This window comes from Sanyastnella coralliicola, from assembly GCF_030845195.1.
GTDB classification, from domain to species: domain Bacteria; phylum Bacteroidota; class Bacteroidia; order Flavobacteriales_D; family Sanyastnellaceae; genus Sanyastnella; species Sanyastnella coralliicola.
Genome location: NZ_CP132543.1, coordinates 2,772,601 through 2,796,822, shown reverse-complemented (window position 1 = coordinate 2,796,822; position 24,222 = coordinate 2,772,601). Strand labels below are relative to the sequence as shown.

The following is a 24,222-nucleotide window of genomic DNA, read 5'->3' as shown; positions in this document are numbered from 1 at the left end:
AAACCAATGCTGATCATGAAAAAAACACTACTATCTCTGACGGGCATTTTTATGCTTTTTAGTCTGGTAGCGCAGGAAAACAACGACAACGTTATTCCTCATCACCTTACTTGGGAAGAAATCATCGCTGCAAGACAGTATGACTTTTCTCAAACCGTAGCTCGCGGGATTGAAACCCCTCCCGAGTTCGAAAACTTGAGAACCCCTGCTGAATGGGAAGAGCAACAGGCACTTGTCATCGGTTGGGAAGGTTACCCTCAAATCCTCAAGCAAATCACTGCGGCCGCTCGCCTCGAATGTGAAGTTATCATCCTTACAGAAGATGAAGATGAGACGATTGATTTCCTCTACGGAAACAGCGCTGGTGGTCCTTTTGAAGACTTAACCAACGTCACAGTCATCGAGACTGACCTCAATACGATCTGGATGCGTGATTATGCTGCAACAACCGTATACGGTAACGAAGTGGATCAAGCATTCTTGGTAGACTGGATCTACAACCGTCCACGCCCTGATGATGATGCTTCACCTGCAGAAGTAGCTGAACACCTCGATCTTCCTTTGTACTGCACTACAAGTGCCCCTTACGATTTGATGGGTACTGGTGGTAACTGGATGACTGATGGGTTCGGACTTGGTTTCTCTTCAGAGCTCATTTTGGATGAGAACGAAGGCGGAAACACATGGTGGGGAACACAATACCCAGATCAAACAGAAGACGAAATTGACGAGATCTTCAACCTCTTTATGGGGATTGATGAGTACGTGAAGATGGATAACCTTCCTTACGATGGAATCCACCACATCGATATGCACTTGAAGATGTTGGATGAAGAGACCCTACTTTGGGCTGAGTACCCAGAAGGTGTTGCAGACGGTCCTCAGATTGAAGCGAACATCGAATATGTGTTGAGCAACTACACTACGAAGTGGGGAACGCCATTCAAGGTGATTCGCGTTCCTTCTCCGCCTCAGTTCGGAAACAATGATTACCCTGATGATGGAGGGTGGTATTTGACGTACACGAACTCTGTGTTTGTCAATAAAACGGTACTCCTTCCAACCTATTACACTGAGTACGATACCACGGCGATTCGTATTTACGAAGAGGCGCTGCCTGGTTACAATATTGTAGGCATCGACTGTGATACCTCACCGAATAACATCATCGCACTTTCAGGAGCGATTCACTGTATTACGCACGAAGTTGGAGCAGACGATCCATTGTTGATCAGTCACCAAGCACTTCCGGATACAGAAGATGACCAAAACCCTTACCCAGTGGTAGCGTACATGGCTCACCGCGATGGAGTCGTAAACGGAACACTTTACTACAAGACTTCACTTGATGGTGATTACCAGAGCGTGAGCATGTCAGACATCGGAGATGGAAACTGGCAAGGAGATATTCCAGCTCAGCCATTTGGAACAACGGTTTACTACTACGTTCAAGGAGAAGCTGCAGATGGAAAAGTTCAGGTTCGTCCAATGCCAGCACCGGAAGGATACTGGGAGTTTGACGTCGTGAGCGAGATCGTATTTATCGAAGAGAATGAGATTGGTGCTTTCGCTCCTGCATTCCCGAACCCTGCCAACGCGATCACATGTGTGCCTTTGACATTGAACCAAGAGATGGATGGAATCCTGAAAATCTCAGATGTTACTGGTCGTACTATTGAAGTGATTCACCAGGGTTCTTTCCCTAGCGGGGAAACGAAATACTTCTTCAATGCCAGTGAAATGGCACAAGGAGCGTACTTGATTGAATTCGTTACTGGAGCTGAGCGCTTCACACAACGCATCATGGTGAAGTAAGCACGATTTAAGACATAAAAAGAATCCCGATCCGGCAACGGATCGGGATTTTTATTGGGGTAAACTTCAGGTCGTGTGGGTTCTGTCGAACGAATTATTCTCCGCCGTAGTAGTCAGCGTAGTTATTCTCCGTTTCGTAGAGTCTGAGTTTATGTAGCGCACATCCCGTTTCACTGATCGGACCTTCTAGCTGTTCCCAGATAGCGATGATGATGTTCTCTGTCGAAGACATCTTTCCTGCCATGAATGGAACATCAAGGTTGATGTTCTTGTGATCCAACGGCTCAACTACTTTTTCGTTGATGATTTCCTTTAAATCTTTGAGGTCCATGCAGTATCCAGTGTCTGCACTTGGAGTTCCCTTGATCGTTACGTGGAGTTCGTAGTTGTGTCCGTGCCAATTTGGGTTGGCACATTTGCCGAACACTTCTAGGTTCTTCTCTTTAGACCAACTGTCATTCCACAGCTTGTGTGCTGCGTTAAATCGTTCTCGACGTGTGACGTATACTACGCTCATGTGTTTCTTTTTTCGTTCCCCGTATCCTCGGGCTTTTACAATACCTTTGTCGAGCATTTTGTTCGCACAAAGTAGAAAAGCATGATCATTATCACGGGAGCAGCAGGCTTTATTGCAAGTTGCCTAGTCGCAAAGTTAAACGAGGAAGGTTATAACGATCTCGTCTTAGTAGATGATTTCTCTCATGAGTCGAAAAAGGCCAACTTCGAAGGGAAGAAGTACAACATTTTAATTGACCGTGAGCTATTCCCAGCGTGGCTGGAAGAGAACGAGAATCAAGTACAATTCATCTTCCACCTTGGAGCTCGTACTGACACCACCGAGTTTGATAAATCGATTTTTGATCATCTCAACTTCAACTACACAAAGAAGATCTGGAACCTCTGCGTGGAGTATGGTATTCCTCTAGTTTACGCTTCATCGGCTGCTACTTATGGTGGTGGAGAGCATGGTTATGATGACAACCATGAAGTCGTGAACAAGCTCGTTCCGTTAAACCCGTATGGTGATTCTAAGAATGAATTCGACAAGTGGGCATTAGCGCAAGAGAAGCAGCCTTACTTCTGGGCTGGCTTGAAGTTCTTCAATGTGTACGGACCTAATGAGTACCACAAGGGCAGAATGGCCAGCGTGGTCTTCCATGCCTACAATCAAATCACGAAGACGAATGCGATGAAACTCTTCCGCAGTCACCGAGATGACTACGAGAACGGACATCAGCAACGCGATTTCGTGTATGTGAAAGATGTAGCTAAGGTGTGCTACTTCCTCATGCATCACCGTAAAGACAGCGGACTCTACAACCTAGGTTCGGGGAAAGCTCGAACTTTCTTGGATCTAGCAAAAGGTGTTTTCGCTGCGCTAGACAAGCCTGAAGACATCGGCTTCATCGACACCCCAGCTGACATTCGCGATAAGTACCAGTACTTCACAGAAGCGAATATGTCGAAGCTTCACTCCATTGGTTATCCGCACGAGTTCACAAGTCTCGAGGATGGGATTGAGGATTATGTGAAGGGGTATTTGGTGGAGACGCGTTACCTCTAGGCTTTAGGCGATAGGCGTTAGGCGATAGTGTTATGAAGTATTTGTATCTCTTGGTCGTCGGTTTATTTGCAGTTCAACAAGTGAAGGACTCTCCAATAGAACTGAGAGGCACTTGGAATCTGAATGTGCTATCGGTAGATAACGATACAGTTTTTCATAGAGATGCTATAGAGCTAACGGAGTCGTTTATACTCAAACTATTGGAGGAATTCGATTCTGGTCAGGTCGATACAACCGGCGTTAGCTTGAGAATTGAAGAGCTCTATCAATCCTATTTAGCGATGGAAATTAGGATAGTCTCGGACTCCATATTTTATATGACTAAAGTACGAAGTCCTGGAACGATATCTCCAGGAGTTTTGGATACTGGTATTTACTCTATCTCACTTGATACCTTAACATTGATAAACCGAAGTCGCCGCAACCAAGAAGTTTCATTTAATATTGATTATGTACACATGAGGCTTTGGTCTATAGATTCTATGCCTGAGGGTCCGCTATTTTTAGAGTATACCAAGAAGTTTTAGTGATGAGCGCGCTTGCTTATTCACACGTCAAGTAAAGACAGTACATCCAGGCTTTATGTGGTTCAATGCCAGATTGCTGTTTAAGAATTACACACGATTCTTTTTCTTTATTTCCTTTCATTCTCCTTCTCCTTCTCCTTCTCCTTCTCCTTCTCCTTCTTCCTCTTCAACCTTTTGGTAAAGATGGGTTGAAGAATGAACACCAATCCGAATCCGAAGCGTGACCAGAAGGGGAGGGCCATGGATAACAATCCGGTGAACACGAAGACTGCTAGGGCTACGTAGGCTCGGGTCATTTCATATTTGACGGTGAGCTCTTCCATCGCTGATTGTGACGTCACCTTCTTGACGATGAGCAAATGGAGTAGTCCGATCATGGCGAGGTTGGTGCAGTAGAGCATGAACGGACCTGCGGTGGCAAAGCCTGTCACATAGAACGCGGTAGAGAAGGGAAGGAGAACAACGAAGAAAAGCAAAAGGATATGTCGCCACAACAGCGGGTGATCAATCTCTTCCACGTATTTACCTATTCTCAAGTGAGCTACCCAGTATAGCGCAATCACAAAGAAGCTGACTATGAAGCCGATGAGTTCAAGTTGAATACTTGCGATGATATCCCAGAAGGAAGTCCGGTGAAAGGCTTCAGCAGAAGGAATGTTCACCTCGAGGATGAGGAGCGTTAAGGCAATCGAGAAGACGGCATCGGTGAAGTTCAGAACGCGTCGGTGATCGTAAGTAAGGCGAGACATGGTGAAGGTTGATTAGGGACTGCACTAGAATAACCGCCACCAACCATAGTTTTGTTCGATTCAATCATATGATCACTGTACCTGTCTATGTGATGATTTGAATCTCACAATGTTATCAATACGTTTTTGGTGAACCTCAGCTTGGCATCAGAGGTTATGATTTCATGTTGAAATGGAGCAGTGTATTTCTGGTATTTGCAATTTGTCACGGCACTTTTGGATGGGGGCAGCTCTGTGACGAGCTGGTCCCAAATGGTGGATTTGAAGATTTCACTCAATTGCCAGATGACGATTGTGACTGGAATCTGGCAGTAGGATGGACCAATGCATCGAATGGCTCTCAGTGTAATTCGAGTAATGGAACTCCAGATTATTTCCATCAGAGTGGCACTGACCCTTTTTCGTCTTTACCATCAAATTATTTCGCTGCCTTAAATCCTTCTTCAGGAAACGCAGTGATGGGGTTAGCGGGCTACATTTCTTTTATCAATAACGCCCGTGAGTACATTGCTATTGAATTAGAATGCCCACTTGTGGTGGGAGAAATGTATCAGGTCTCGATAGATATTACCAAGGGGATTAGCAATGTAGACGCTGTGGCACACGATGGTTTTGGTATCCTACTTTCACAAAACCAAGTGCTTCAAGCCGATGGATGTAATTGTCTGATTAATGCCTCTCCGCAGTTTATAGTTCCAGATGTCATTGACTTTGACACATGGCAAACATATACCTTTGATTTCATTGCGGATCAACCCTATGAGTACCTCACCTTCGGAAATTTTTCAGCCGACAACCAGCTGAACTTTGTTGATATTGGAAATCCTGGAAATTTCAGTTTGTCCTATGTATTCGTAGACAATGTCAGTTTATTTCCTCTCAACATGTTGCTCGATGTTTCGTGGGGACCGAGTTCGATTTCAGAAAAGGAACATGGTCTGAACGTACAATGGACAACCTTGAATGAGTTGAATAGCAGTCATTTCATCGTTGAAACTTCTCAGGATATGTTGGCTTGGAAATATGAAGGGACCGAACATTCCAATGGTAATTCTTCTATTCAGCGTGTATATGATTTCGCCCTTTCTTTACCGCTAAGTCCTACCTATGTGCGTATTTCCGAAGTGAATACGGATGGCATCGTAGACAGAGGTCCAATATTGTTTTGGGAACCGAAATTAGGTGCTAAGACTCAATTCAGTATTAGCAATCAATCGTTACTGATTACTAGTACACGTCCGGTTGATATCTCTCTTTTTCGGATTGACGGTAAACTTGAATACAGAAACACGATCAGTGGGCAGTTCCAATTTGACCTGAATCAACTGCAACCGGGCCTTTACTTCGTGACAGATGGAATCGAAGCGTTTAGGTTCGCTGTCTTCCGATAGAATTTGAGGGGACTAATGGGACATATGAAGGGACAGGTCAAAGGGACAAACCTCTAAATCGAAAGTCCCATTTGTCCCGTATCCAAAGGGACAAGATGATAAGGCCCAAGTCCCGTGGGAGAGGGACAAAGGGGGACAATTGCTTCAGTAGTTAAAGTCCCATTTAACATGGCTTCAACTTCATTCATGTCATGTGCTTATTGAATCATTTCTTCATCGAGCGAGCCCAGTTTTTGTTTTTTAGCTTTCGTGTGTCTCGCATTAAGGAACAGGAGGTAGATGAATGAAAAAAGGAAAGGGAGCATGCCTATGAGCACAGGAGAACTCCAGTTGATGCCCATGATATTCATGGTTTTCAAGCCACCGCTTTTTTCTATCCAAGTTAACGTGAAGATGATGAGCACTACTAAATTGGAGAGAAGAAGAAACCGTAAGAGCTGTTTTGACATTAAAGCTGCTCCTTCAATTCGATCAGGAAGGCACGGATTTGCTGGAGGCGACCTGCTACTTCAGCATCGCGATCCGCTTCTTTTGGTTTTGCTTTGAGATGCTTTCGGGCGCCTTCTAAGGTGAAGCCACGCTCCTTAACCAAATGATGGATGGTGCGGATCGTCTCCAGGTCTTTACGCGTGAAGAGACGATTGCCTTTCTTGTTCTTTTTGGGTTTGATAGCGTCGAACTCTCGTTCCCAAAATCGAATCAAGGAGGCATTAACATCAAACATTCCAGCTACTTCTGAAATGGTGAAATACTGCTTCTCTATTTCTTTTTCCCGATACGGCATTAACCTAAGATACAAAGGATAGATCAGTCGAACGACTGATTACCTGTAGAAGAACGTTCCAATAACTGCTCGAATTGTTCTGGAGACAGGTCATTGAAGTAGAAATACGCAGGGTTTACCTTTGTTCCGTCTTTGATGACTTCGTAGTGCAAGTGTGGCCCCACTGAGGTTCCTGTGTTTCCAATCAATCCAATGACTTCACCACGCTTTACTTTTTGGCCTTCCTTCACATTGATTTTACTCATGTGAGCGTAGAGCGTTTCGTAACCAAATCCGTGTTTGATAACAACGTTCTTACCATAGCCATTGCGCTTACTTTGAACGCGCACTACAACTCCATCTCCAGTAGCGAAGATGTCAGTTCCTGTGGGTGCAGTAAAATCCATTCCGGTGTGAAGCTTACGCACTTTGTAGATCGGGTGAATACGGTATCCATATCCACTCGCTACGCGTGTGAGGTCTTCGTTTCTTACCGGCTGGATAGCAGGGATCGAAGCCAACATCTCTTCTTTATTCCGCGCTAGCGAAAACAACTCATCAAAAGACTTGCTTTGCGCCACCAACTTGCGCTGGATCTTCGAAAGTCGTTCACGTGTTTGAATGATGGTTTGAGAATGATCAAAACCGCGCAAATCACGCATACGGTCTGTACCACCCACACCTGGTTGTCTTAGATGCTCAGGAAAAGGTTCAGTACCAAAGATGTTTCGGTAGATGTTGTCATCACGTTCTGCGATTTCGCTCAGTACGTGATCAACCTTCTCCAGCTCACTTCCCATAATAGCTAGCTGACCTTCGAGGTATTCAACTTCACGTTCCAAAGCGCGTTGCTTCGGACTTTCGAAGTATGAATTGAAGATGTAAATCGATGCAAAAGCCACCACACCAGCAAAGCCAACCCACTTCACACCTAGGATGAGGTAGTCACTCCAAGTGTAGGGTACTTTTTCGTACTGTAACTGTTCGGGATTGTATCGATATCTATAGCGAGCCATGGATAGAGAGAGGGTCTCAAATAAAGTCGGACGAAAGTAACAGAATTAATCTACTTTTGCAATCTGGAATACCCCGTGTGACGTGGGTTTAACAAGCATTTAGAGAATTCGTTCAAAGCCTTACATAGATGGAATCAGCTAAGATCCGCAAAGTATTTTTTGACTTCTTCGCTTCGAAAGGACATGAAATCGTGGCTTCTGCACCGATGGTGGTGAAAGATGACCCTACGCTTATGTTCACGAACGCGGGGATGAATCAGTTCAAAGATTTGTTTCTAGGAAACAGTGTTGTGAAGGATCCTCGTGTGGCCAATACGCAGAAATGTTTGCGTGTGTCTGGTAAGCACAATGACTTGGAAGAAGTAGGGGTAGATACCTATCACCACACCATGTTCGAAATGCTTGGGAACTGGTCTTTTGGTGATTACTTCAAGAAAGATGCCATCGAATGGGCTTGGGAACTGCTGACAGAACACTACAAGCTTGATAAAGATCGTCTTTACGTTACCTACTTCGAAGGTGACAAAGAAGACGCATTACCTGCCGATGAAGAAGCAGTTTCGTACTGGAAGCCGTTGATTGATGAAGATCGAATCATCGCTTGCGACAAGAAAGATAACTTCTGGGAAATGGGCGAGACAGGACCTTGTGGCCCGTGTTCAGAGATCCACATTGACCTTCGCAGTGATGCTGATCGCGCTGCGACTCCTGGAAAGGAGTTGGTGAATCAAGACCACCCTCAAGTGATTGAGATTTGGAACCTGGTATTCATGGAGTTCAACCGCATGGCTGATCGTTCATTGAAGCCGCTTCCGAACAAGCATATTGATACAGGAATGGGACTCGAGCGTCTGGCAATGGCTTTGCAAGACAAGACCTCGAACTACGACACCGACGTATTCCAGTACTACATCAACGAAATTGAAAAAAAGTCTGGTAAGAAATACCAGCAATCTGATAGCAAGCAAGACGTAGCTATGCGTGTGATCTCAGATCACTTACGCGCCGTATCATTCTCTATTGCAGATGGACAACTTCCATCGAATTCAGGAGCAGGGTATGTGATTCGTCGAATCTTGCGTCGTGCGATTCGCTACGCATTTAGCTTCCTAGATATTAAGGAGGCGTTCATTTATGAATTGAGTGCGAAGCTAGTTGAGCACATGGGTGAGTTCTTCCCTGAATTGGAGAAGAACAAAGACCTTATTGCGAAAGTGATTAAAGAAGAGGAAGAAGGATTCCTCCGCACCTTGGATAAAGGAATTCAGCGTCTGGAAGAGCTTTTCGCAAATTCTGGAGACACACTGGATGGAAAGTCAGCTTTCGAATTGTACGATACTTACGGTTTTCCAATCGACTTGACGGCTTTGATCGCCTCTGAACGTGGTGTTTCTATTGATGAATCAGCCTTTGATGCTGAACTTCAGAAACAAAAAGAACGCTCACGTGCCGCTGGAAAAGTAGAAACGGATGACTGGGTTATCCTTCACGAAGATGAGCGCGAAGAGTTCATTGGATATGATCGAACCCAAAGTCATGTGAAGATTACACGCTACCGCCGTGTAAAGCAAAAAGGAAAAGACCGTTTCCAATTGGCGTTCAACATCACTCCATTCTATGCAGAGAGTGGAGGTCAGGTAGGAGATACCGGTAAGATCGTCGCTGGTGATGAGGAAGTATACATTATGGACACCAAGAAGGAGAACAACTTGATTGTTCACTTCACAGAGAAGCTGCCGTCGAACCCGAAGGTGGAGTTTGAGGCATTTGTCAATGAGAAGCGTCGTACAAGCACAGCTCGAAATCACTCAGCAACGCACTTGTTGCACGAGGCCTTGAGAGAAGTACTCGGAACGCACGTCGAACAGAAGGGATCATTGGTTCACCCAGATCATCTTCGTTTTGACTTCTCACACTTCGCCAAGGTATCGGATGAAGAAGTGGAACGTGTAGAAGCGATCGTTAACCAGCGTATTCTTGAGAACATCGAGCTTGATGAACGTCGCAACGTACCTATTGACGAAGCGAAAGACCTCGGGGCTATGATGCTCTTCGGTGAGAAATACGGAGACTTGGTTCGTGTGATCAAGTTTGGATCTTCTGTGGAGCTTTGTGGAGGAATTCACGTTCCAGCCACCGGTTCAATTGGCTACTTCAAGATTCACCACGAGACTGCAGTAGCGGCAGGTGTTCGTCGTATTGAAGCCTACACCGGACAGAAAGCATCCGATTACCTGAACAAGCAACTAAGCACCTTGGCTGAGTTGAAAGAGGTATTGAAGAATCCAAAAGACATGGTGAAAGCCGTGAATGATTTGGTTTCTAAGAACAATGAACTCAGCAAGAAGCTTGAGCAGCACGAAAAGCAAAAAGCTGGTGGTGTGAAGAAAGAGCTGGCAGGTAAGATCACCGAAAACCAAGGAATCAACTTCCTGGCTGAAAAGGTTGACCTTGCGGCAGCAGAGATCAAAGACATCGCCTTCCAACTTCGTGCGGAGTACGAGCGACTCTTCGCAGTGCTCGGTTCAGACGTTGATGGAAAGACAACGCTTACCGTCTTCATTTCTGATGACTTGGTAAAAGACAAGGGAATGAACGCAGGCCAGATTATCCGTGAACTCGCCAAAGAGATTCAAGGTGGTGGCGGTGGTCAACCATTCTTCGCAACTGCAGGAGGAAAGAACCCTGATGGAATTGGGGAAGCGTTGAAGAAGGCTGAGAATTTCCTGTAAAGGAAGAATAAAAATGAGAATAAGAATAAGAGATTAGGGGCGCACATGTGCGCCCTTTTTCTTTTTGGCAGCAACATATCAAAAGTTAAGGCGCAAAAAAAGCGGCCACATTGTGACCGCTTTACACCAATACGTAGAGCTAGTTTTAGGACGCTGAGCGTCAGGCTGTGGCGTAGCGCGCCTCGCGTTCCTGGATCTCCTCCTTTGAGAGCCCGTAAACGGGTCCATGGTATTCCTCGTTGTACGCCAGACCGAGGTTTAGGAGGTAGAAGATGTTAAATACAATGGCGAATACGTAATCGATCACCTGATTCTTTCCGAAGCTCTGAGCCAGCTCAATAAGCACGCGGAAAGCAAAGTAAATGTTGAATACAGGAATCAGGAATAATAGGATGTGGCTCCCAGGACGACCAACGATCTTGAGAGTAACGATAAGGTCCCAAATCGGCACGAGAGAGGCAATTCCAGGCTGGTTAGCCTTAACGAAGAGCTGCCATTTGGCCAATGCACCGACTAGGAGCAAGAATCCGACTAGTACCGCAATTCCGGTATTGTCGCTGTTTAGAATTTGATGAATCCACTCCATGATTCGAAATTTTTTAATGAAACACTTTCGGTGTGTTCCATATGTAAGACGGTACTTACATCAACTGGTTGCCTCTTTTTGTAACTTTTTTTGAAAGAGGCTGTAGGAGCGGGGTTCCGGAGGATTCCGTTGGTAAGACTAGCTGATTTGGGCGTATTTCTTCACGTCTGCACCATCAATCTTGTCTGGACATAAAATAATTAGACGCTCAATCACGTTCCGCAGCTCTCGGATGTTTCCTGTCCATTCACCCTTCTGAAGTTCTTTGATGGCAGAAGCAGTGATCTCTTTAGCCGGCATACCGTAATCGTTGCAAATGTTCTCGATAAAGAAGTCTGCCAACAACGGAATGTCGTCTTTGCGATCCTTCAATGAAGGAACGTGAATCGGAATCACGTTCAAACGGTGGTACAAATCTTCACGGAAGTTCCCTTCAGCGATTTCTTTGCGCAGATCTTTATTCGTTGCAGCGAATACACGCACATTCACCTTAATGTCTTTGTCGCCTCCAACACGTGTGATTTTGTGTTCTTGCAATGCACGTAGCACTTTGGCTTGCGCCGAAGCGCTCATATCACCAATCTCATCTAAGAACAGCGTTCCGCCGTCTGCTTGTTCGAACTTTCCTTTGCGCTGCTTAATGGCTGAAGTAAAGGCACCTTTTTCGTGACCGAACAACTCACTTTCAATCAACTCAGAAGGAATGGCCGCACAGTTGACTTCGATGAAAGGCTTCTTCGCGCGTTCGCTGTTGCTGTGCAATGAACGAGCAACCAATTCTTTACCTGATCCATTTCCACCAGTTATCAACACGCGTGCTTCACTTGGAGCTACAGTTTCGATCATCTTCTTGATCTCCATGATAGCTTCGGACTCGCCAATGATGTTACTGCTCAGCTGCTTATTGATCTTGCGCTTGAGGGTCTTTGTCTCCTCAACAAGTGCGCTCGTGTCAGAGGCATTACGAAGAGTCACAAGGATTCGATTGAGGTCGAGTGGCTTTTCAATGAAATCCCATGCCCCTTTCTTCAATGCTTCTACGGCTGTTTCTACAGTACCATGTCCTGAAATCATGACAACAGGAGTTTCCACCTCCATCAAACGAATACGTTCAAGCGTTTCGATGCCGTCCATTCCTGGCATTTTGATATCACAGAAGATCAAGTCGAACTTGCCATCTTGAATCTTTTGAATACCCTCTTTGCCATTCTCAGCTTCTTCAACTTTGTAGTCTTCGTATTCGAGGATCTCACGCAGTGAACTGCGGATGCTTGCTTCGTCGTCAATAATAAGGATCTGGGCCATGTCGTTCATTTACCTTACGAAGGTATCAACTTTCATTCCAATACAATCTTCCCGTCGATGATCTCTTTGACGATTCCTTCTTTCATGGCGTAGGCCGAACGATGAATCTTCTTGTAATTCAGGTGCTTGACAAGGTAATTGATCAAGTGCGTAGAGATCGGCATGAAGTCTACACGTAAAGGAAGCATGCCAGGAATCTTTAAGCGCTGATCACGATCAAGCTTAAGCATGTCTGCATGCATCGAACGGAATGCATTGATCGGAATAACATCTGAAAGGCCATTGGATGACTGTCCGACATGCGAATTGTACATGTCGAGCAGGGTGTCAAACGATCCACTTGAACCTACGATGGTTTCGCTTGGGAACTGCTTGAGGGCTGCTTGAAGTGGTTCCAACACTCGGTGCAAGTGCTTCTCGAGACGCTTGGAGTCATCGGGTAGGAAAGGATCATTGGGTTGGATCTGTTCAAATAAACGCGAGACTCCCAGCGGAAAACTATGTTTCCAAGCAATACCGTCTTGATTGGCAATGATAAATTCCGTGCTCCCACCACCGATGTCCATGACCGTGATGTAGTCTTGGCCGATGTCCATGGTTTGCTTGACGCCTTCAAAAATGAGTTCAGCCTCTCGTTCACCATCAATGACTTTCACTTCCATTCCGAACATGGAACGTGCCTTATTGATGAATTGAATGGCGTTGCTCGCTTCCCGCAAAGCGGAAGTAGCAAAGACCGCACTTTTAGAAGTACCAAGATTCATCATCGAGTGGTGGTGCACCATCAGAGCATCAAGTCCGCGGGCCATTCGGTCAGCGCGAATCACCCCTTGGCCAATCCCTCCTTTACCCAGCTTGACGGATACCTTGTTGGAGAACACAGGTTTCCAGCTGTCATTCTCGATCTCAACGATCAGAATATTGAAGGTGTTGGTTCCACAATCGATGACGGCTACACGACTCATGTCTTATAAAATAGCCATTTCCACAATTCGCGGTAGGTCGGACGTTTACCGTACATCAAAATACCCGTGCGGTAAATCTTGGCTGCTAACCATACCATGAAGAAACAAGTGGCGATCAGTAAGACAACGCTGAGTAGGAGTTCCCAAACGGGCACATTGCCAACAGCCACTCTCACCATCATTACCGTAGGGGAGGTGAATGGTATGATGGAGAATACCTGTGCTGCAACTCCTTCTGGATTGTTGACACTCATAATCGCAATGAAGTATGCGAAGAAGAGCGGCAACATCACCGGCATCATTAACTGCTGCGTATCTGTTTCGTTATCTACTACCGCTCCAATGGCTGCGAATAGGGAAGAATAAAGTACATATCCACCCACAAAGAAGACAATGAACATGAGAATGAGGTAGCCCCAATTCATATCGATAATGGTGCTCAACCCATCAGTTTGAGAGAGGTAGGTCTCAAAATCCATATTTGCGGCACCACCCTGTTGTTCCATTACTTGAGCCATGGCATCCGTATCCGTGAATGCACCGCTCTCGAACAGCGCCCCCGCAATGGTGAAAATGATCAGTGAAAAGGCCACCCAGATGACAACTTGAGTGATCGCAACGAATCCTACTCCGATGATCTTACCCATCATAAGCTGGAATGGCTTTACAGAAGACACAATCACTTCAACGATTCGATTCGTCTTCTCCTCAATAACTCCGCGCATTACATAAGCTCCGAACAGGAATATGAAGAAGAAGATAATCACGGCGAAGAACATTCCAATTCCAGCCTTACTGTCGTCGTATTCTTCTCCTTTATCAATGCTGAACTTTTGGAGTTGGATATTCACCTTTAACGCCTTGTACGTAGCATAGTCAAGACTCGATTCAGCCACTTTAGCTCGCTCTAGTGCTGCCTCCAAATCACCTTCAATCACATTGGTTGCGATTGAACTCGGGACTTTCTTATAGTAGAGCTCTGCTTTTTTGTGTTGATACTGATCAGGAAGCAAAGACACCATCAAGGTGTAATCACTTGCCATGAAGGTAGAATCAGCGAGGGCTTTATCCGTGAATCGGTAGATATAGTCGTCACGCTCAGGGAAACAATCAGGGCATGTCGGTAAGTACTGTCCGATGCCGTCTTCATAACGCGTGATCAATCCTTCTGGATCAACCACCAGTACTTTGTGATCTACCGAATCAGCGACCACAGCAAAAATGGCCACCGCCATCAATCCGGCGAAAAGCAAAGGCCCCAAGATCGTCATGATGATGAACGAACGTTTACGAACGCGGCTGAGGTACTCGCGTTTAATGATCAGTCCTACTTTACTCATGACGTGTGTTTTGATTGTTCAACTGCTTGAATGAAGATGTCATTCATGCTGGCAATATGTGGTCTAGCCTCCAGGATCTGAACGTTTGGAGTAAGGGTATTCAAGAGGTCGTTCAAAGTGCGTTCATCCTTCAGTTTGATGATCGCTTCGTTGTCTCCTTCATCCTCATCACGTGAATTGCTGATGAGCTCATAGTTAGTCCATAAACTGTTCGCGAGGGATACTGCTGACCCTTCGTATCGTATCAAGAACTCGTTTTCATTGAATCGACGGCGAACTTCATCTACTGAACCGTCAAGAACCACACGTGATTTATTGATCAAGGCGATGCTGTCACAGATTTCCTCCACACTGCCCATGTTGTGTGTAGAGAGAATAATGGTGCTTCCTTGGTCACGAAGTCGCAAGATCTCCTTTCGTACTATCGCCGTGTTAATCGGATCAAACCCTGAAAAAGGTTCATCGAGGATGAGCAGTCTTGGCTCGTGAAGTACTGTTGTAACGAATTGAATTTTTTGGGCCATACCCTTACTCAATTCCTCTACCTTTTTGTTCCACCAGTCTCCAATTTCTAAGCGCTCAAACCATTCGTTGAGTTTCACCTTCGCATCAAACTTCGACATACCTTTGAGTTGAGCTAGGTAGAGCGCTTGCTCACCTACCTTCATCTTTTTGTACAAACCGCGTTCCTCCGGGAGGTATCCGATTTGGTTCACATGTTCTGGGTTCAATGCATCTCCGAAGAATTTGATCTCTCCGTTATCTGGTCCGGTGATTCGATTGATAATGCGAATCAAGCTGGTCTTCCCAGCTCCGTTTGGACCCAAGAGACCGAAGATGCTCTTCTCTGGGACGGTGATATTGACATCGTGCAATGCTACATGGTTCGCATAACTCTTATCAATAGAAATCGCTTCTAATGCATTCATAGGCTTTGGTGCTTGCAACAAATCTATTCAAACAAAAAAATGGTGCGTTACTAATCACAGCAACGCACCAAAATCGTGTTCAGTGGTCATAATATTAGGAGAACATCTCCTTCACTTTCTGGAAGAAGCCTTTATCCTTATTCGAAGGGTTGGGCTTGAAGTTCTCCGAACCTCTTAGCTTCTCCAGTAATTCTTTTTCCTCGCTAGAGAGTTTTTGTGGTGTCCATACATTGATATTCACCAATAAATCTCCGTTTCCATAGCTGTCAACGCTAGGTAGCCCTTTACCACGTAGGCGGACAATCTTACCACTTTGCGTTCCTGGGTCAACCTTGATTTTTGCGCGGCCGTTCACCAATGGTACTTCGGCTGAAGCTCCCATAGCGGCGTCTACAAAGTTTAGGTAGAGATCGTAGTGGAGGTTGTTTCCATTACGCTTTAATACATCGTGCTCAATCTCTTCGATCACGACGAGAAGATCTCCGCTAATTCCTCCAAATGGTCCGGCGTTACCTTCGCCGCGAACGTTGAGCTGCATGCCTTCTTCTACCCCTGCAGGAATATCGATGGTCACGATTTTCTCTTCACGCTTCAATCCGAATTCATCGGCGTCTTTTGGCTTCGAAGTCACTGTCTTCCCTGCACCATGACAAGTAGGGCAAGTAGAAGTAGTAGCCATCTGACCGAGGAAGGTATTCGTCACACGACGAACTTGACCGGTTCCTTTACAGGTAGGACAGGTATCGTATTGAACGCCTTCGGCAGGAACTTGCTTGAAGACCTTGATCTTCTTTTGCACTCCTTCAGCTACCTCTTCCAAGGTCAGTTTTACCTTGATTCGCAGGTTAGATCCTTTGGTACGGCGTCCAGCTCGTTGACCACCGCCACCGAATCCGCCACCAAAGCCACCTCCGCCAAAGGCACCACCAAAGATGTCTCCGAACTGACTGAAGATGTCGTCCATGTTCATGCCGCCACCGCCGCCGCCGAAGCCACCGCGCATGCCGTCATGTCCGAACTGATCGTATTGTTGCTTTTTCTGAGCATTGCTCAAGACTTCGTAGGCTTCAGCTGCCTCCTTGAACTTCTCCTCAGCTTCCTTGTCGTCAGGGTTCTTATCCGGGTGGTACTTTAGGGCAAGCTTACGGTAGGCCTTCTTGATCTCAGAATCAGTGGCTCCCTTGCTTACACCAAGTACTTCGTAATAATCTCTCTTTGCCATGTCTAGCTATTACTGGCCAACAACAACTTTAGCGTAACGAAGTACAGCGTCGTTGATGAAGTATCCTTTTTCCACTACGTCTACAACCTTTCCTTTCATGTCTTCTGATGGAGCAGGGATGTTGGTAATCGCTTCGTGGTATTCTGTGTCGAACGGTTGTCCAATGCTGTCCATTGGCTTGAGTCCTTTCACTTCAAGTGAATGCTTGAGTTTGTGGTGGATCAAGTTGAAACCTTCTTTCACCGTATTGATGTCTTCAGAAGCTTCGTTCGCTTTAGCTGCGCGATCGAAATCGTCGAGTACAGGAAGCATTTCCTTGATCACATCGCCGCTGGCAGTTTTGAGCATCTCAATACGCTCCTTCGCTGTACGCTTGCGGAAGTTGTCAAACTCCGCGAACAAACGAGTGTACTTGTCTTTCAACTCTGCAACCATCGCCTCAAGCTGTTCTTCGCGACTCAACTCAGGAGTCTCCTCTGTTGCTTGTTCTTCGTTTGTTTCAGCCGCTTGTGTTTCCACTGCTTCCGCAGCTTGCGCCTTTTCGTTCTGATCTTTCGTGTTCATTCCTTGATTTTTCAAGTCAGTTTGGAAGGGGCAAAAATACTGCCACCAAGGGGAATACGTCAAACTGACAGGAAAAAAGTTTCAAATCTCTCAAACTGACAGAAGACGTGCCAATGGGGCATAAAAAAAGGCCTCCATTTGGAGGCCTTAATATCATTGTGTCAGTAGCTTACTTGAAGCTCTTTACGTGCTTGTCAATTTCTTGATCGAGCGCCATACCGCGAAGTCCTTTCGCCACGATAACACCGTCTTGATCTACCAAGAAGCTCATCGGGATTGAACTAACACCGTAAGTTCCTGCGGCTTCGTTCTGCCATCCTTGTAAGTCGCTTACGTGGTAGTCCCACGTCAAACCGTCTTGTGCAATGGCAGCAACCCAACGATCACTCATCTTATCAAGTGATACCGAGAATACCTCGAATCCTTTTGCGTCTTTGAACTTTGCTTTTTGGTACTTCTCGTAGGCGCGAACCACATTCGGGTTCTCACGACGACAAGGTCCACACCAAGATGCCCAGAAGTCGATCAATACGATCTGTCCTTTCAAATCAGACAGCTTGTATGTCTTTCCGTCTGGAGAAGTCATAGAAATTTCTGGAGCTAGATCACCGATGTTGGTACCAACTTTAGGTGTCACAGCTTCGATATTAACGGTGTCCTCTGTTTGAAGAGTAAAACCGAAAGCAGCCAAACAAATAATAGCCGCTGGAATAATCCACTTTAGTTTCATCATTGTAGTTTGAGATGTGAAAGATACGAATACCCTCAGGTAGAGGCAACAATCATTCCAACTGTCTATTGTCTTTCTATTTGAGCTCCCAAATTTTTCAAACGCTGCTCAATGTACTGGTATCCTCGATCGATTTGTCCGATGTTGTGTATTGTACTTGTTCCTTCAGCAGAGAGCGCTGCGATCAACAGAGAAACCCCTGCACGGATATCAGGTGAAGTCATGGTCACACCTCTCAACGCTTGCTTTCTTTCAAGTCCGATTACAGTTGCTCGGTGTGGATCACACAAAATGATCTGAGCTCCCATATCAATGAGTTTATCGGTAAAGAAGAGGCGACTCTCGAACATTTTCTGATGGATTAGCACCGATCCCTTTGCTTGGGTTGCTGTCACCAAAACGATAGACAACAAGTCAGGAGTAAACCCTGGCCAAGGCGCATCCGAAATGGTCATAATCGACCCATCAATGAAGCTTTCAATCTCGTAAACCTCCTGAGAAGGAATGTAGATGTCATCGCCTCTACGCTCCAAATTGATCCCTAATTTTTTGAAGACGCTTGGAATCACACCTAGCTCATCATAGGCTACATCCTTGATCGTGATCTCGCTTTGCGTCATGGCAGCCAACCCGATGAAAGACCCGATTTCGATCATGTCTGGAAGACATCGGTGATCGCATCCACCGAGGTAATCCACCCCTTCGATGATGAGCTTGTTTGATCCCAATCCCGTGATTTTACCTCCCATCGAGTTGATCATCTTACACAACTGCTGCAGGTAAGGTTCACATGCGGCATTGTAAATGGTCGTTGTTCCTTCAGCCATAGAAGCAGCCATCACGATGTTGGCTGTACCCGTAACCGAAGCTTCGTCAAGAAGCATATAAGCTCCTTTCAGTTTGTCTGCATGTGCGCGGTAGAAACTCTCCTTCGGATCAAAGTCAAACTGTGCCCCGAGGTTCTGGAATCCAATGAAGTGAGTGTCGAGACGACGACGGCCAATTTTATCTCCTCCAGGACGTGGAATGAATCCTCGTCCAAATCGAGTCAGGAGTGGCCCCATGATCATGATTGATCCGCGGAGACTTGATCCTTTTTTCTTGAACTCCTCTGATGTGAGGTAGTCCATGTTGACGTCGTCTGCTTGGAATTTATAAGTGTCAGGCGCCAATCGCTCTACCTTAACTCCCATAGATTGGAGTAGGTCGATGAGTTTATTGACGTCTACAATGTTCGGTATGTTAGAGATGGTTACCGGCTCTGGTGTCAATAGCACCGCCGAGATAACCTGAAGCGCTTCGTTCTTAGCTCCTTGTGGCTGGATCTCACCGCTTAGTTGGTGTCCGCCTTCAATGACAAAAGTTCCCATGTATCTGTTCTTTCAAGCTGGAAGATCAAGAATCATCCAATGTTCGTAGAACAGAACGTCAAAACTTTTCGACAACGAATAATGAATAGGTAATCGCTTGAGGATTTCAAGCAAGCGTTAGCGCTTTTTCTTTTTCTTCATCGGGCCTTTCTTCCCTTTGTTTGAAGAGGTGTTCTTCACGGTACCCATCAGCTTGACAACATCGTTGGCAGAAACCAATTCGTAATCATCTGGCACCTTCAATTTGCCATTCGAAAGCTCTACCAATTGCTTTCGGATCAAGTCGTCTTCTACAGTGCGACGGTTGTACGCAACGTAATGGCGCTTCATGAGGTCAGCAATTGACTTGGTGAAGGCGTCTTTTTCTTCGCCGTCTTCCATGGCAGAAGCCTTGTCGATCATGCGCTCGAGAATCTTTCCGTAGTGCCCGTACTTGATGTCGTACTCAGGGTAGTCAACAGAATCTGGCTTTGACTGAATCGTCTCTGGCTCAGGAAGTGGGTATGGAGAATCTACGTCGAGCTTAAATCCAGACATGATTTGAATATGATCCCAAAGCTTGTGCTTGAAATCTTCAATGTCACGCAGGTAAGGGAAGAGCTGTCCCATCACGCTGATGATCGCTCCAACTACTTTGTTTCGCTCTTCTCGGTCTTCCACCGTCACAGCGAAGTCAACCATTTGTTGAATGTTGCGACCGTACTCAGGGATAATGAGGTCTGGTCGTTCGCTATTATAAGGTAGGAATGGTGTTTCGTTCTCCATTTGACAAAAGTAGCTATTTATGTTAACCGTTCTTGCGAATTGCCTTGAAGACTAAGAACGGTGGTCCATCCTTTTTTAGTGTAGGGTGTTCAATCACCAATCGACCTGCTAAATTGCTTCGTGCTTCGGTCTCTTCAATCACTTCTCCGGTAAATGGATTGGTCCATACGAAGTTGTATTTCACATAGAGCCCCATACCCGGAATCTCTAGTCGGTTGCCACCTTTTTCTGGGTCGATTGAACGGGCCTCTTTGTACTCACTCCAAAGCACAATCGTTTCTAAGTAAGGAACATCTTCACAAGGAGTGCCATGCATACTGGTGTCACGCATGGTGTAGAAGTTCATTGTCAAGTTGTTGACGACTCCCGCTGCCATTCTGCCTTCGTCGGTACTTTTCAAGGAAATCAACTCGACCGTCTTATCAGCACGAAGGTCACTGTGGTTTTCGAAGTCCCATTCGTCAAGGGGAAGTGAATTCATGAAGCTGGTAATGTTCTTATAAGTCTTCCAAAGGTCTGGGTCGTGCTGTTTGTTCCAGTTGATTCCAGTTCCGGCTAAACCTGTGAAGCTAGATACCCACGCAGCTTTGATCCAACGAATGTTGTTGTCGCAATCGTGAATGCCTTCTAAGCCGGGACCAATCTCTCCGTACATAATTGGCTTATCCAATTGAAGCGGGTCGTAATTCGTCACCTCACCCTTCTGACGCTTTTGCTGGAAGTTGCGAATGTCTCGCGCAGCTTTCGTGTACTTGTCGATGGACAGATTATAGTTGTTCCAACTACAGATATCGACATGTGGAGAGTAGTATGAGTTGTCCCCAAGAACCACATGTGGTGCACCGGTATAATTCAGCGCGAGAAGGTGATCTGTATGTTGAAGGTCTTCTTTGATGAAGCGTGCCATTTCCCAATGCCAGTCTGCAACCAATGCAGCGAAGCCTTCTTCATTATAGTATGGTTCATGACGCTTGATTGATTTGTCTGGAAGGCAGTTTTCATCCATTGTCGGGCCTTTACCTGAGTTGTTGGCTTCACTTAATAGTTCCAACACTCCAATAGAAGTGGAATGACCGTATCGAGCGATGAGGTATCTGATCCTGTTCTGGTAGTGCTTTCTCGCTTCCGCGCTAGCGAAAAACTCACGCGGCGTCTTTAGATTCAGCTCATCATAGTAACAGTATGGTTCATCCCAAGGTGAACAAGCCAGGTCGTCGTAATCCCAATGGAACATGGAATAAACGGAAGGATTCTCCAGCGGGTAATGCACTTGAAGATTGAGGTGGAGGAGCAAGCCGATCGATTCAGCATGTTCGAGAATGTGGTCCATCTCCCAAGCACAATGCATGCGTTCATCGTAGTTGTTCAGTTTTTCAAATTCGATTTCAAGGTTCCATGGCGCAAGCAAAACACGAACGTAATTCGCGCCGCCTTCTTCCAATAAACTCATTTCATCTTCGAAGACTTTGAAGCCATAAGGCCCCATGATACGTGCGTGACACCATGCTTCTTTACCGGCACAATAGATCTCTTCACAGCGTTCATCGATCTCCGAAGCACATGTTGGCCAAGGCAGGTTCTGTCCGACAGGGAAGAAGGTTTTTTCATCTCGTGTCAAGAAAGAGGTGTTCTCACCAAGCGCAACGAACCCCGGGCGTTCACTCGCCACCGAAGTGAATTCTGTTGAATTGGTTTCAACGGTGTCTTGCTGATTGGTAATGACCGCTACTTTAACGCGCCATTTTCCTTCGACTTGTGGTGTGAAGCGAACACGAAAACTGTACTTCGTTCTGATTTCTCTGTGGTTCCAATTGTCAGCGACATTGCCTGCGAAGTTGCGCTCGTAGTTTCTATACCAGAAGCCATAACGTTGTTGAGTTTCTATGATCTCGCCTTCGGCGGAAATTCGGTCAAAGGTGGCTACGACGTTCAGTTGCTCTGGGTCGAAAGGGTTTAGTGAATTGGGAACTGGACGATCGTCTAAGTAGTTCTCGATGCCCACTTTTGTCGTCTGCTGAAGCTTGAAACCGATCTCCAGGTGGTCATTGACTTCTACCTGTGCCGGTGTTTCTTTTGGGTGGAACCACGCTAGTTCCATAGCGCTAACCCCAGGGTTTGGCAATGGGGTGGTTTGTGCCAAAAGGCCAGCAGGAATTGAAAAAAGGAAGGTTGAGAGAAGGCTAAGAATCTGAATTCTCATGATCATCGTTTCGTTTTGGCTTCAATACGAAGGTAACGAGAGCTAGACCAATTAAAAAGGGGATGGCACTTAAGAGCCAAGATTCGCTGATTAACCAGGTGAGGGCGGTTACAGGAATCCACAAAATTGTAATGAGGTGTAATCTTCCGTGAGAGGGAGGGGTATCGGAACTCATGTCGCAAAGATACACCCTCTGCAGCCCTGATCGAGCGGCAGCCTCAACGCGGCAAGCCTACTGAGGCCGAGCCGAAGCTGGCTTTGCAAAAAGCAAAGACCCGCTGCGGCACGTGGCCGAAGCAGGTCTTGCAAGTTGAGCTATAGCGGTGAGCAGGACAAAGCTGCCCTACAAACCATTGATGTAATTCTCGAAATCACTAATCGTGGTTGGCGCGAAATCTAGGTCAACCTCTACATCACCTGAAACAGTGACTTCAATGAATGAACTGTAGTACACATCATCTTGAAGCGAAAGTGCGGCTACGACAACGTTGGTACCTGATGGCATTTGGTAAGAAGTGAATTGGTTATCATCACCTCCACAAGACATTACTCCAAGCACCTCGTCATCAACGAAAATCGAGTAGACCACGGTGTTTCCACAGTCAAATTCACCAGAAGCGTGCGCAATCACTTGGCTATCTGCGTTTCCTCCGCTGAAGTAATCACAGTTCACCCACCCAAGGTGTGTAGTATTCAATTGGTAAACCCAAGAGAATGGCACTGGATCACAATCATCGCTTGAGATGGTAATGGTCGAGCTAACACCGTTGATGGTGATCGTCAAGCTAGCGCCTTCCCATCCATCCCAATCAGTATCAGTAATGCATAGGTACATTGACCCGCCTACTTCCGTTTCAATCTCATAGGTTGTTTGATTTCCGAAAGCCATTTGACCGAAGTCATTTGGACCTTCGTACCATCCTGCGTGAAGACTTGGATCTTCAGGGCCGGCATTGTATGAAAGCGTCACGATGTCTCCTGCTTCCAGTTCGATCGAACCACAAACAGCGCTGCAGTTTGCACTATCCAGGTTCGCTTCCCAAACACCGAGATCATCAGATCCAGTTGCCGGAAGCCAATTCACAAGGCCATCATCACCCTCTTCTCCAATGAAGAGGTCCATGTTGTTGTCAGGGTTGTCTGTTGGAATGCGTGCGTTCAGATTGTACGACGGCGATGGGCTCAGCGCTTGTCCGTTTTGGAAAGCTTCAATGTTAAACTGACCACCTGTGATCAGGAATTGATCATCAGAGACTGTTTGCTGCCCAGCAAAGAACAGCGAAGAATTATCAAAAAGCTCTGTGATACGGATATCAACGTTTCCAATCACGGTGTTTCCGTTTTGATCAACGAAAGCGTTCTGACTGAATGTATACTCAGCGTAACTCTCCGTACGAATGGTTGTCGGGAATTGCGCATTGATGGTATGCGTTTCTTTTTCCACCAGGGAAAGGAGGGTGTTCTGGATTGAAGCACTCGAAGGCGTTGTGCCACCGTTTCCAGTTGGGTTATCGTCATCCTTATTACAAGCGAGGATTCCGAAAGTCAAGATCGAAATGATCAGTAAAGTTGTTCGCGTTCTCATGTGTATTAGTTTGAGTTTTCACAGATAGAGACGCGACGTGAGCAGGAAATGTGAGTGGACTTTCAATTTCCGTGCTGCAACTATTGAAATGCAAATCCTTCGAG

General features: G+C 46.0%; 20 protein-coding genes. 4 read left to right on the top strand and 16 right to left on the bottom strand.

Going from position 1 to position 24,222, the window contains the following annotated elements; all coding sequences use genetic code 11:
* Nucleotides 1-15 precede the first annotated feature (15 nt).
* Nucleotides 16-1,815 (top strand): agmatine deiminase family protein, encoded by a 1,800-nt coding sequence (locus tag RA156_RS11680; protein WP_306640273.1) that lies wholly within the window; start codon nucleotides 16-18, stop codon nucleotides 1,813-1,815.
* Nucleotides 1,816-1,909: 94 nt separating this feature from the next.
* Here the strand turns inward: RA156_RS11680 and RA156_RS11675 are convergent, their stop codons facing one another.
* A complete protein-coding gene (locus RA156_RS11675) occupies nucleotides 1,910-2,332 on the bottom strand; it encodes a 6-pyruvoyl trahydropterin synthase family protein (RefSeq protein WP_306640272.1) in 423 nt (140 codons plus the stop codon).
* Between the two features lie 81 nt (nucleotides 2,333-2,413).
* On the opposite strand from RA156_RS11675, the gene rfaD reads away from it, so the two are divergent.
* Nucleotides 2,414-3,379: an ADP-glyceromanno-heptose 6-epimerase gene (gene rfaD, locus RA156_RS11670; RefSeq protein WP_306640271.1), complete on the top strand. Its 966-nt coding sequence runs from the start codon at nucleotides 2,414-2,416 to the stop codon at nucleotides 3,377-3,379.
* Nucleotides 3,380-4,013: 634 nt separating this feature from the next.
* Here rfaD and RA156_RS11665 read toward each other — a convergent pair.
* Nucleotides 4,014-4,655 (bottom strand): TMEM175 family protein, encoded by a 642-nt coding sequence (locus RA156_RS11665; protein WP_306640270.1) that lies wholly within the window; start codon nucleotides 4,653-4,655, stop codon nucleotides 4,014-4,016.
* A gap of 164 nt (nucleotides 4,656-4,819) precedes the next feature.
* On the opposite strand from RA156_RS11665, the gene RA156_RS11660 reads away from it, so the two are divergent.
* Nucleotides 4,820-6,046, top strand: coding sequence for a T9SS type A sorting domain-containing protein (locus RA156_RS11660; RefSeq protein WP_306640269.1), 1,227 nt, complete (start codon nucleotides 4,820-4,822; stop codon nucleotides 6,044-6,046).
* A 448-nt stretch (nucleotides 6,047-6,494) separates the two neighbouring features.
* On the opposite strand, the gene RA156_RS11655 is transcribed toward RA156_RS11660, so the two are convergent.
* Together RA156_RS11655 and RA156_RS11650 are read right to left on the bottom strand one after the other, a co-directional pair.
* Entirely contained in the window at nucleotides 6,495-6,830 is a 336-nt protein-coding gene (locus RA156_RS11655) for a MerR family transcriptional regulator (RefSeq protein WP_306640268.1), read from the bottom strand.
* 23 nt (nucleotides 6,831-6,853) lie between these two features.
* Nucleotides 6,854-7,825 carry a M23 family metallopeptidase gene (locus tag RA156_RS11650; protein WP_306640267.1) on the bottom strand — a complete coding sequence of 324 codons (972 nt, stop codon included), beginning with the start codon at nucleotides 7,823-7,825 and terminating at the stop codon, nucleotides 6,854-6,856.
* Nucleotides 7,826-7,953: 128 nt separating this feature from the next.
* Between RA156_RS11650 and alaS the strand changes: the two genes are divergently transcribed.
* A complete protein-coding gene (gene alaS, locus RA156_RS11645; RefSeq protein ID WP_306640266.1) occupies nucleotides 7,954-10,557 on the top strand; it encodes an alanine--tRNA ligase in 2,604 nt (867 codons plus the stop codon).
* Nucleotides 10,558-10,717: 160 nt separating this feature from the next.
* Here the strand turns inward: alaS and RA156_RS11640 are convergent, their stop codons facing one another.
* From RA156_RS11640 to RA156_RS11585, 12 genes are all read right to left on the bottom strand, one after another.
* The gene (locus RA156_RS11640; RefSeq protein WP_306640265.1) at nucleotides 10,718-11,143 is read right to left on the bottom strand and encodes a DUF5684 domain-containing protein; all 426 of its coding nucleotides are present in this window, start codon (nucleotides 11,141-11,143) and stop codon (nucleotides 10,718-10,720) included.
* Nucleotides 11,144-11,281: 138 nt separating this feature from the next.
* Entirely contained in the window at nucleotides 11,282-12,448 is a 1,167-nt protein-coding gene (locus RA156_RS11635; RefSeq protein WP_306640264.1) for a sigma-54-dependent transcriptional regulator, read from the bottom strand.
* Nucleotides 12,449-12,480: 32 nt separating this feature from the next.
* Nucleotides 12,481-13,413, bottom strand: coding sequence for a Ppx/GppA phosphatase family protein (locus RA156_RS11630; protein ID WP_306640263.1), 933 nt, complete (start codon nucleotides 13,411-13,413; stop codon nucleotides 12,481-12,483).
* The gene (locus RA156_RS11625) at nucleotides 13,410-14,753 is read right to left on the bottom strand and encodes an ABC transporter permease (RefSeq protein ID WP_306640262.1); all 1,344 of its coding nucleotides are present in this window, start codon (nucleotides 14,751-14,753) and stop codon (nucleotides 13,410-13,412) included. The genes RA156_RS11630 and RA156_RS11625 overlap by 4 nt, the downstream gene beginning before the upstream one ends.
* Nucleotides 14,750-15,682, bottom strand: a complete 933-nt coding sequence (locus RA156_RS11620) for an ABC transporter ATP-binding protein (RefSeq protein ID WP_306640261.1) — start codon at nucleotides 15,680-15,682, stop codon at nucleotides 14,750-14,752. The genes RA156_RS11625 and RA156_RS11620 overlap by 4 nt, the downstream gene beginning before the upstream one ends.
* A gap of 94 nt (nucleotides 15,683-15,776) precedes the next feature.
* Nucleotides 15,777-16,904 carry a molecular chaperone DnaJ gene (dnaJ, locus tag RA156_RS11615; RefSeq protein WP_306640260.1) on the bottom strand — a complete coding sequence of 376 codons (1,128 nt, stop codon included), beginning with the start codon at nucleotides 16,902-16,904 and terminating at the stop codon, nucleotides 15,777-15,779.
* Between the two features lie 9 nt (nucleotides 16,905-16,913).
* The gene (locus RA156_RS11610) at nucleotides 16,914-17,468 is read right to left on the bottom strand and encodes a nucleotide exchange factor GrpE (protein WP_306640259.1); all 555 of its coding nucleotides are present in this window, start codon (nucleotides 17,466-17,468) and stop codon (nucleotides 16,914-16,916) included.
* A gap of 169 nt (nucleotides 17,469-17,637) precedes the next feature.
* A complete protein-coding gene (locus RA156_RS11605) occupies nucleotides 17,638-18,201 on the bottom strand; it encodes a peroxiredoxin family protein (RefSeq protein ID WP_306640258.1) in 564 nt (187 codons plus the stop codon).
* Between the two features lie 62 nt (nucleotides 18,202-18,263).
* Entirely contained in the window at nucleotides 18,264-19,568 is a 1,305-nt protein-coding gene (gene murA / locus RA156_RS11600; protein ID WP_306640257.1) for a UDP-N-acetylglucosamine 1-carboxyvinyltransferase, read from the bottom strand.
* A 117-nt stretch (nucleotides 19,569-19,685) separates the two neighbouring features.
* Entirely contained in the window at nucleotides 19,686-20,333 is a 648-nt protein-coding gene (locus RA156_RS11595) for a DUF4290 domain-containing protein (RefSeq protein ID WP_306640256.1), read from the bottom strand.
* 22 nt (nucleotides 20,334-20,355) lie between these two features.
* Nucleotides 20,356-22,533, bottom strand: coding sequence for a hypothetical protein (locus tag RA156_RS11590; RefSeq protein ID WP_306640255.1), 2,178 nt, complete (start codon nucleotides 22,531-22,533; stop codon nucleotides 20,356-20,358).
* Between the two features lie 343 nt (nucleotides 22,534-22,876).
* Nucleotides 22,877-24,118, bottom strand: a complete 1,242-nt coding sequence (locus RA156_RS11585) for a hypothetical protein (protein WP_306640254.1) — start codon at nucleotides 24,116-24,118, stop codon at nucleotides 22,877-22,879.
* Nucleotides 24,119-24,222 lie beyond the last annotated feature (104 nt).

Bases quoted from the DNA above. Each gene is read 5' to 3' on its own strand.
- RA156_RS11585 (WP_306640254.1), bottom strand. From the start codon at position 24,118: ATGAGAACGCGAACAACTTTACTGATCATTTCGATCTTGACTTTCGGA.
- RA156_RS11650 (WP_306640267.1), bottom strand. From the start codon at position 7,825: ATGGCTCGCTATAGATATCGATACAATCCCGAACAGTTACAGTACGAA.
- RA156_RS11625 (WP_306640262.1), bottom strand. From the start codon at position 14,753: ATGAGTAAAGTAGGACTGATCATTAAACGCGAGTACCTCAGCCGCGTT.
- rfaD (WP_306640271.1), top strand. From the start codon at position 2,414: ATGATCATTATCACGGGAGCAGCAGGCTTTATTGCAAGTTGCCTAGTC.
- RA156_RS11595 (WP_306640256.1), bottom strand. From the start codon at position 20,333: ATGGAGAACGAAACACCATTCCTACCTTATAATAGCGAACGACCAGAC.
- RA156_RS11620 (WP_306640261.1), bottom strand. From the start codon at position 15,682: ATGAATGCATTAGAAGCGATTTCTATTGATAAGAGTTATGCGAACCAT.
- murA (WP_306640257.1), bottom strand. From the start codon at position 19,568: ATGGGAACTTTTGTCATTGAAGGCGGACACCAACTAAGCGGTGAGATC.
- RA156_RS11635 (WP_306640264.1), bottom strand. From the start codon at position 12,448: ATGGCCCAGATCCTTATTATTGACGACGAAGCAAGCATCCGCAGTTCA.
- RA156_RS11610 (WP_306640259.1), bottom strand. From the start codon at position 17,468: ATGAACACGAAAGATCAGAACGAAAAGGCGCAAGCTGCGGAAGCAGTG.
- RA156_RS11680 (WP_306640273.1), top strand. From the start codon at position 16: ATGAAAAAAACACTACTATCTCTGACGGGCATTTTTATGCTTTTTAGT.
- RA156_RS11665 (WP_306640270.1), bottom strand. From the start codon at position 4,655: ATGTCTCGCCTTACTTACGATCACCGACGCGTTCTGAACTTCACCGAT.
- RA156_RS11630 (WP_306640263.1), bottom strand. From the start codon at position 13,413: ATGAGTCGTGTAGCCGTCATCGATTGTGGAACCAACACCTTCAATATT.
- RA156_RS11590 (WP_306640255.1), bottom strand. From the start codon at position 22,533: ATGAGAATTCAGATTCTTAGCCTTCTCTCAACCTTCCTTTTTTCAATT.
- alaS (WP_306640266.1), top strand. From the start codon at position 7,954: ATGGAATCAGCTAAGATCCGCAAAGTATTTTTTGACTTCTTCGCTTCG.
- RA156_RS11605 (WP_306640258.1), bottom strand. From the start codon at position 18,201: ATGATGAAACTAAAGTGGATTATTCCAGCGGCTATTATTTGTTTGGCT.
- RA156_RS11640 (WP_306640265.1), bottom strand. From the start codon at position 11,143: ATGGAGTGGATTCATCAAATTCTAAACAGCGACAATACCGGAATTGCG.
- RA156_RS11660 (WP_306640269.1), top strand. From the start codon at position 4,820: ATGTTGAAATGGAGCAGTGTATTTCTGGTATTTGCAATTTGTCACGGC.
- RA156_RS11655 (WP_306640268.1), bottom strand. From the start codon at position 6,830: ATGCCGTATCGGGAAAAAGAAATAGAGAAGCAGTATTTCACCATTTCA.
- dnaJ (WP_306640260.1), bottom strand. From the start codon at position 16,904: ATGGCAAAGAGAGATTATTACGAAGTACTTGGTGTAAGCAAGGGAGCC.
- RA156_RS11675 (WP_306640272.1), bottom strand. From the start codon at position 2,332: ATGAGCGTAGTATACGTCACACGTCGAGAACGATTTAACGCAGCACAC.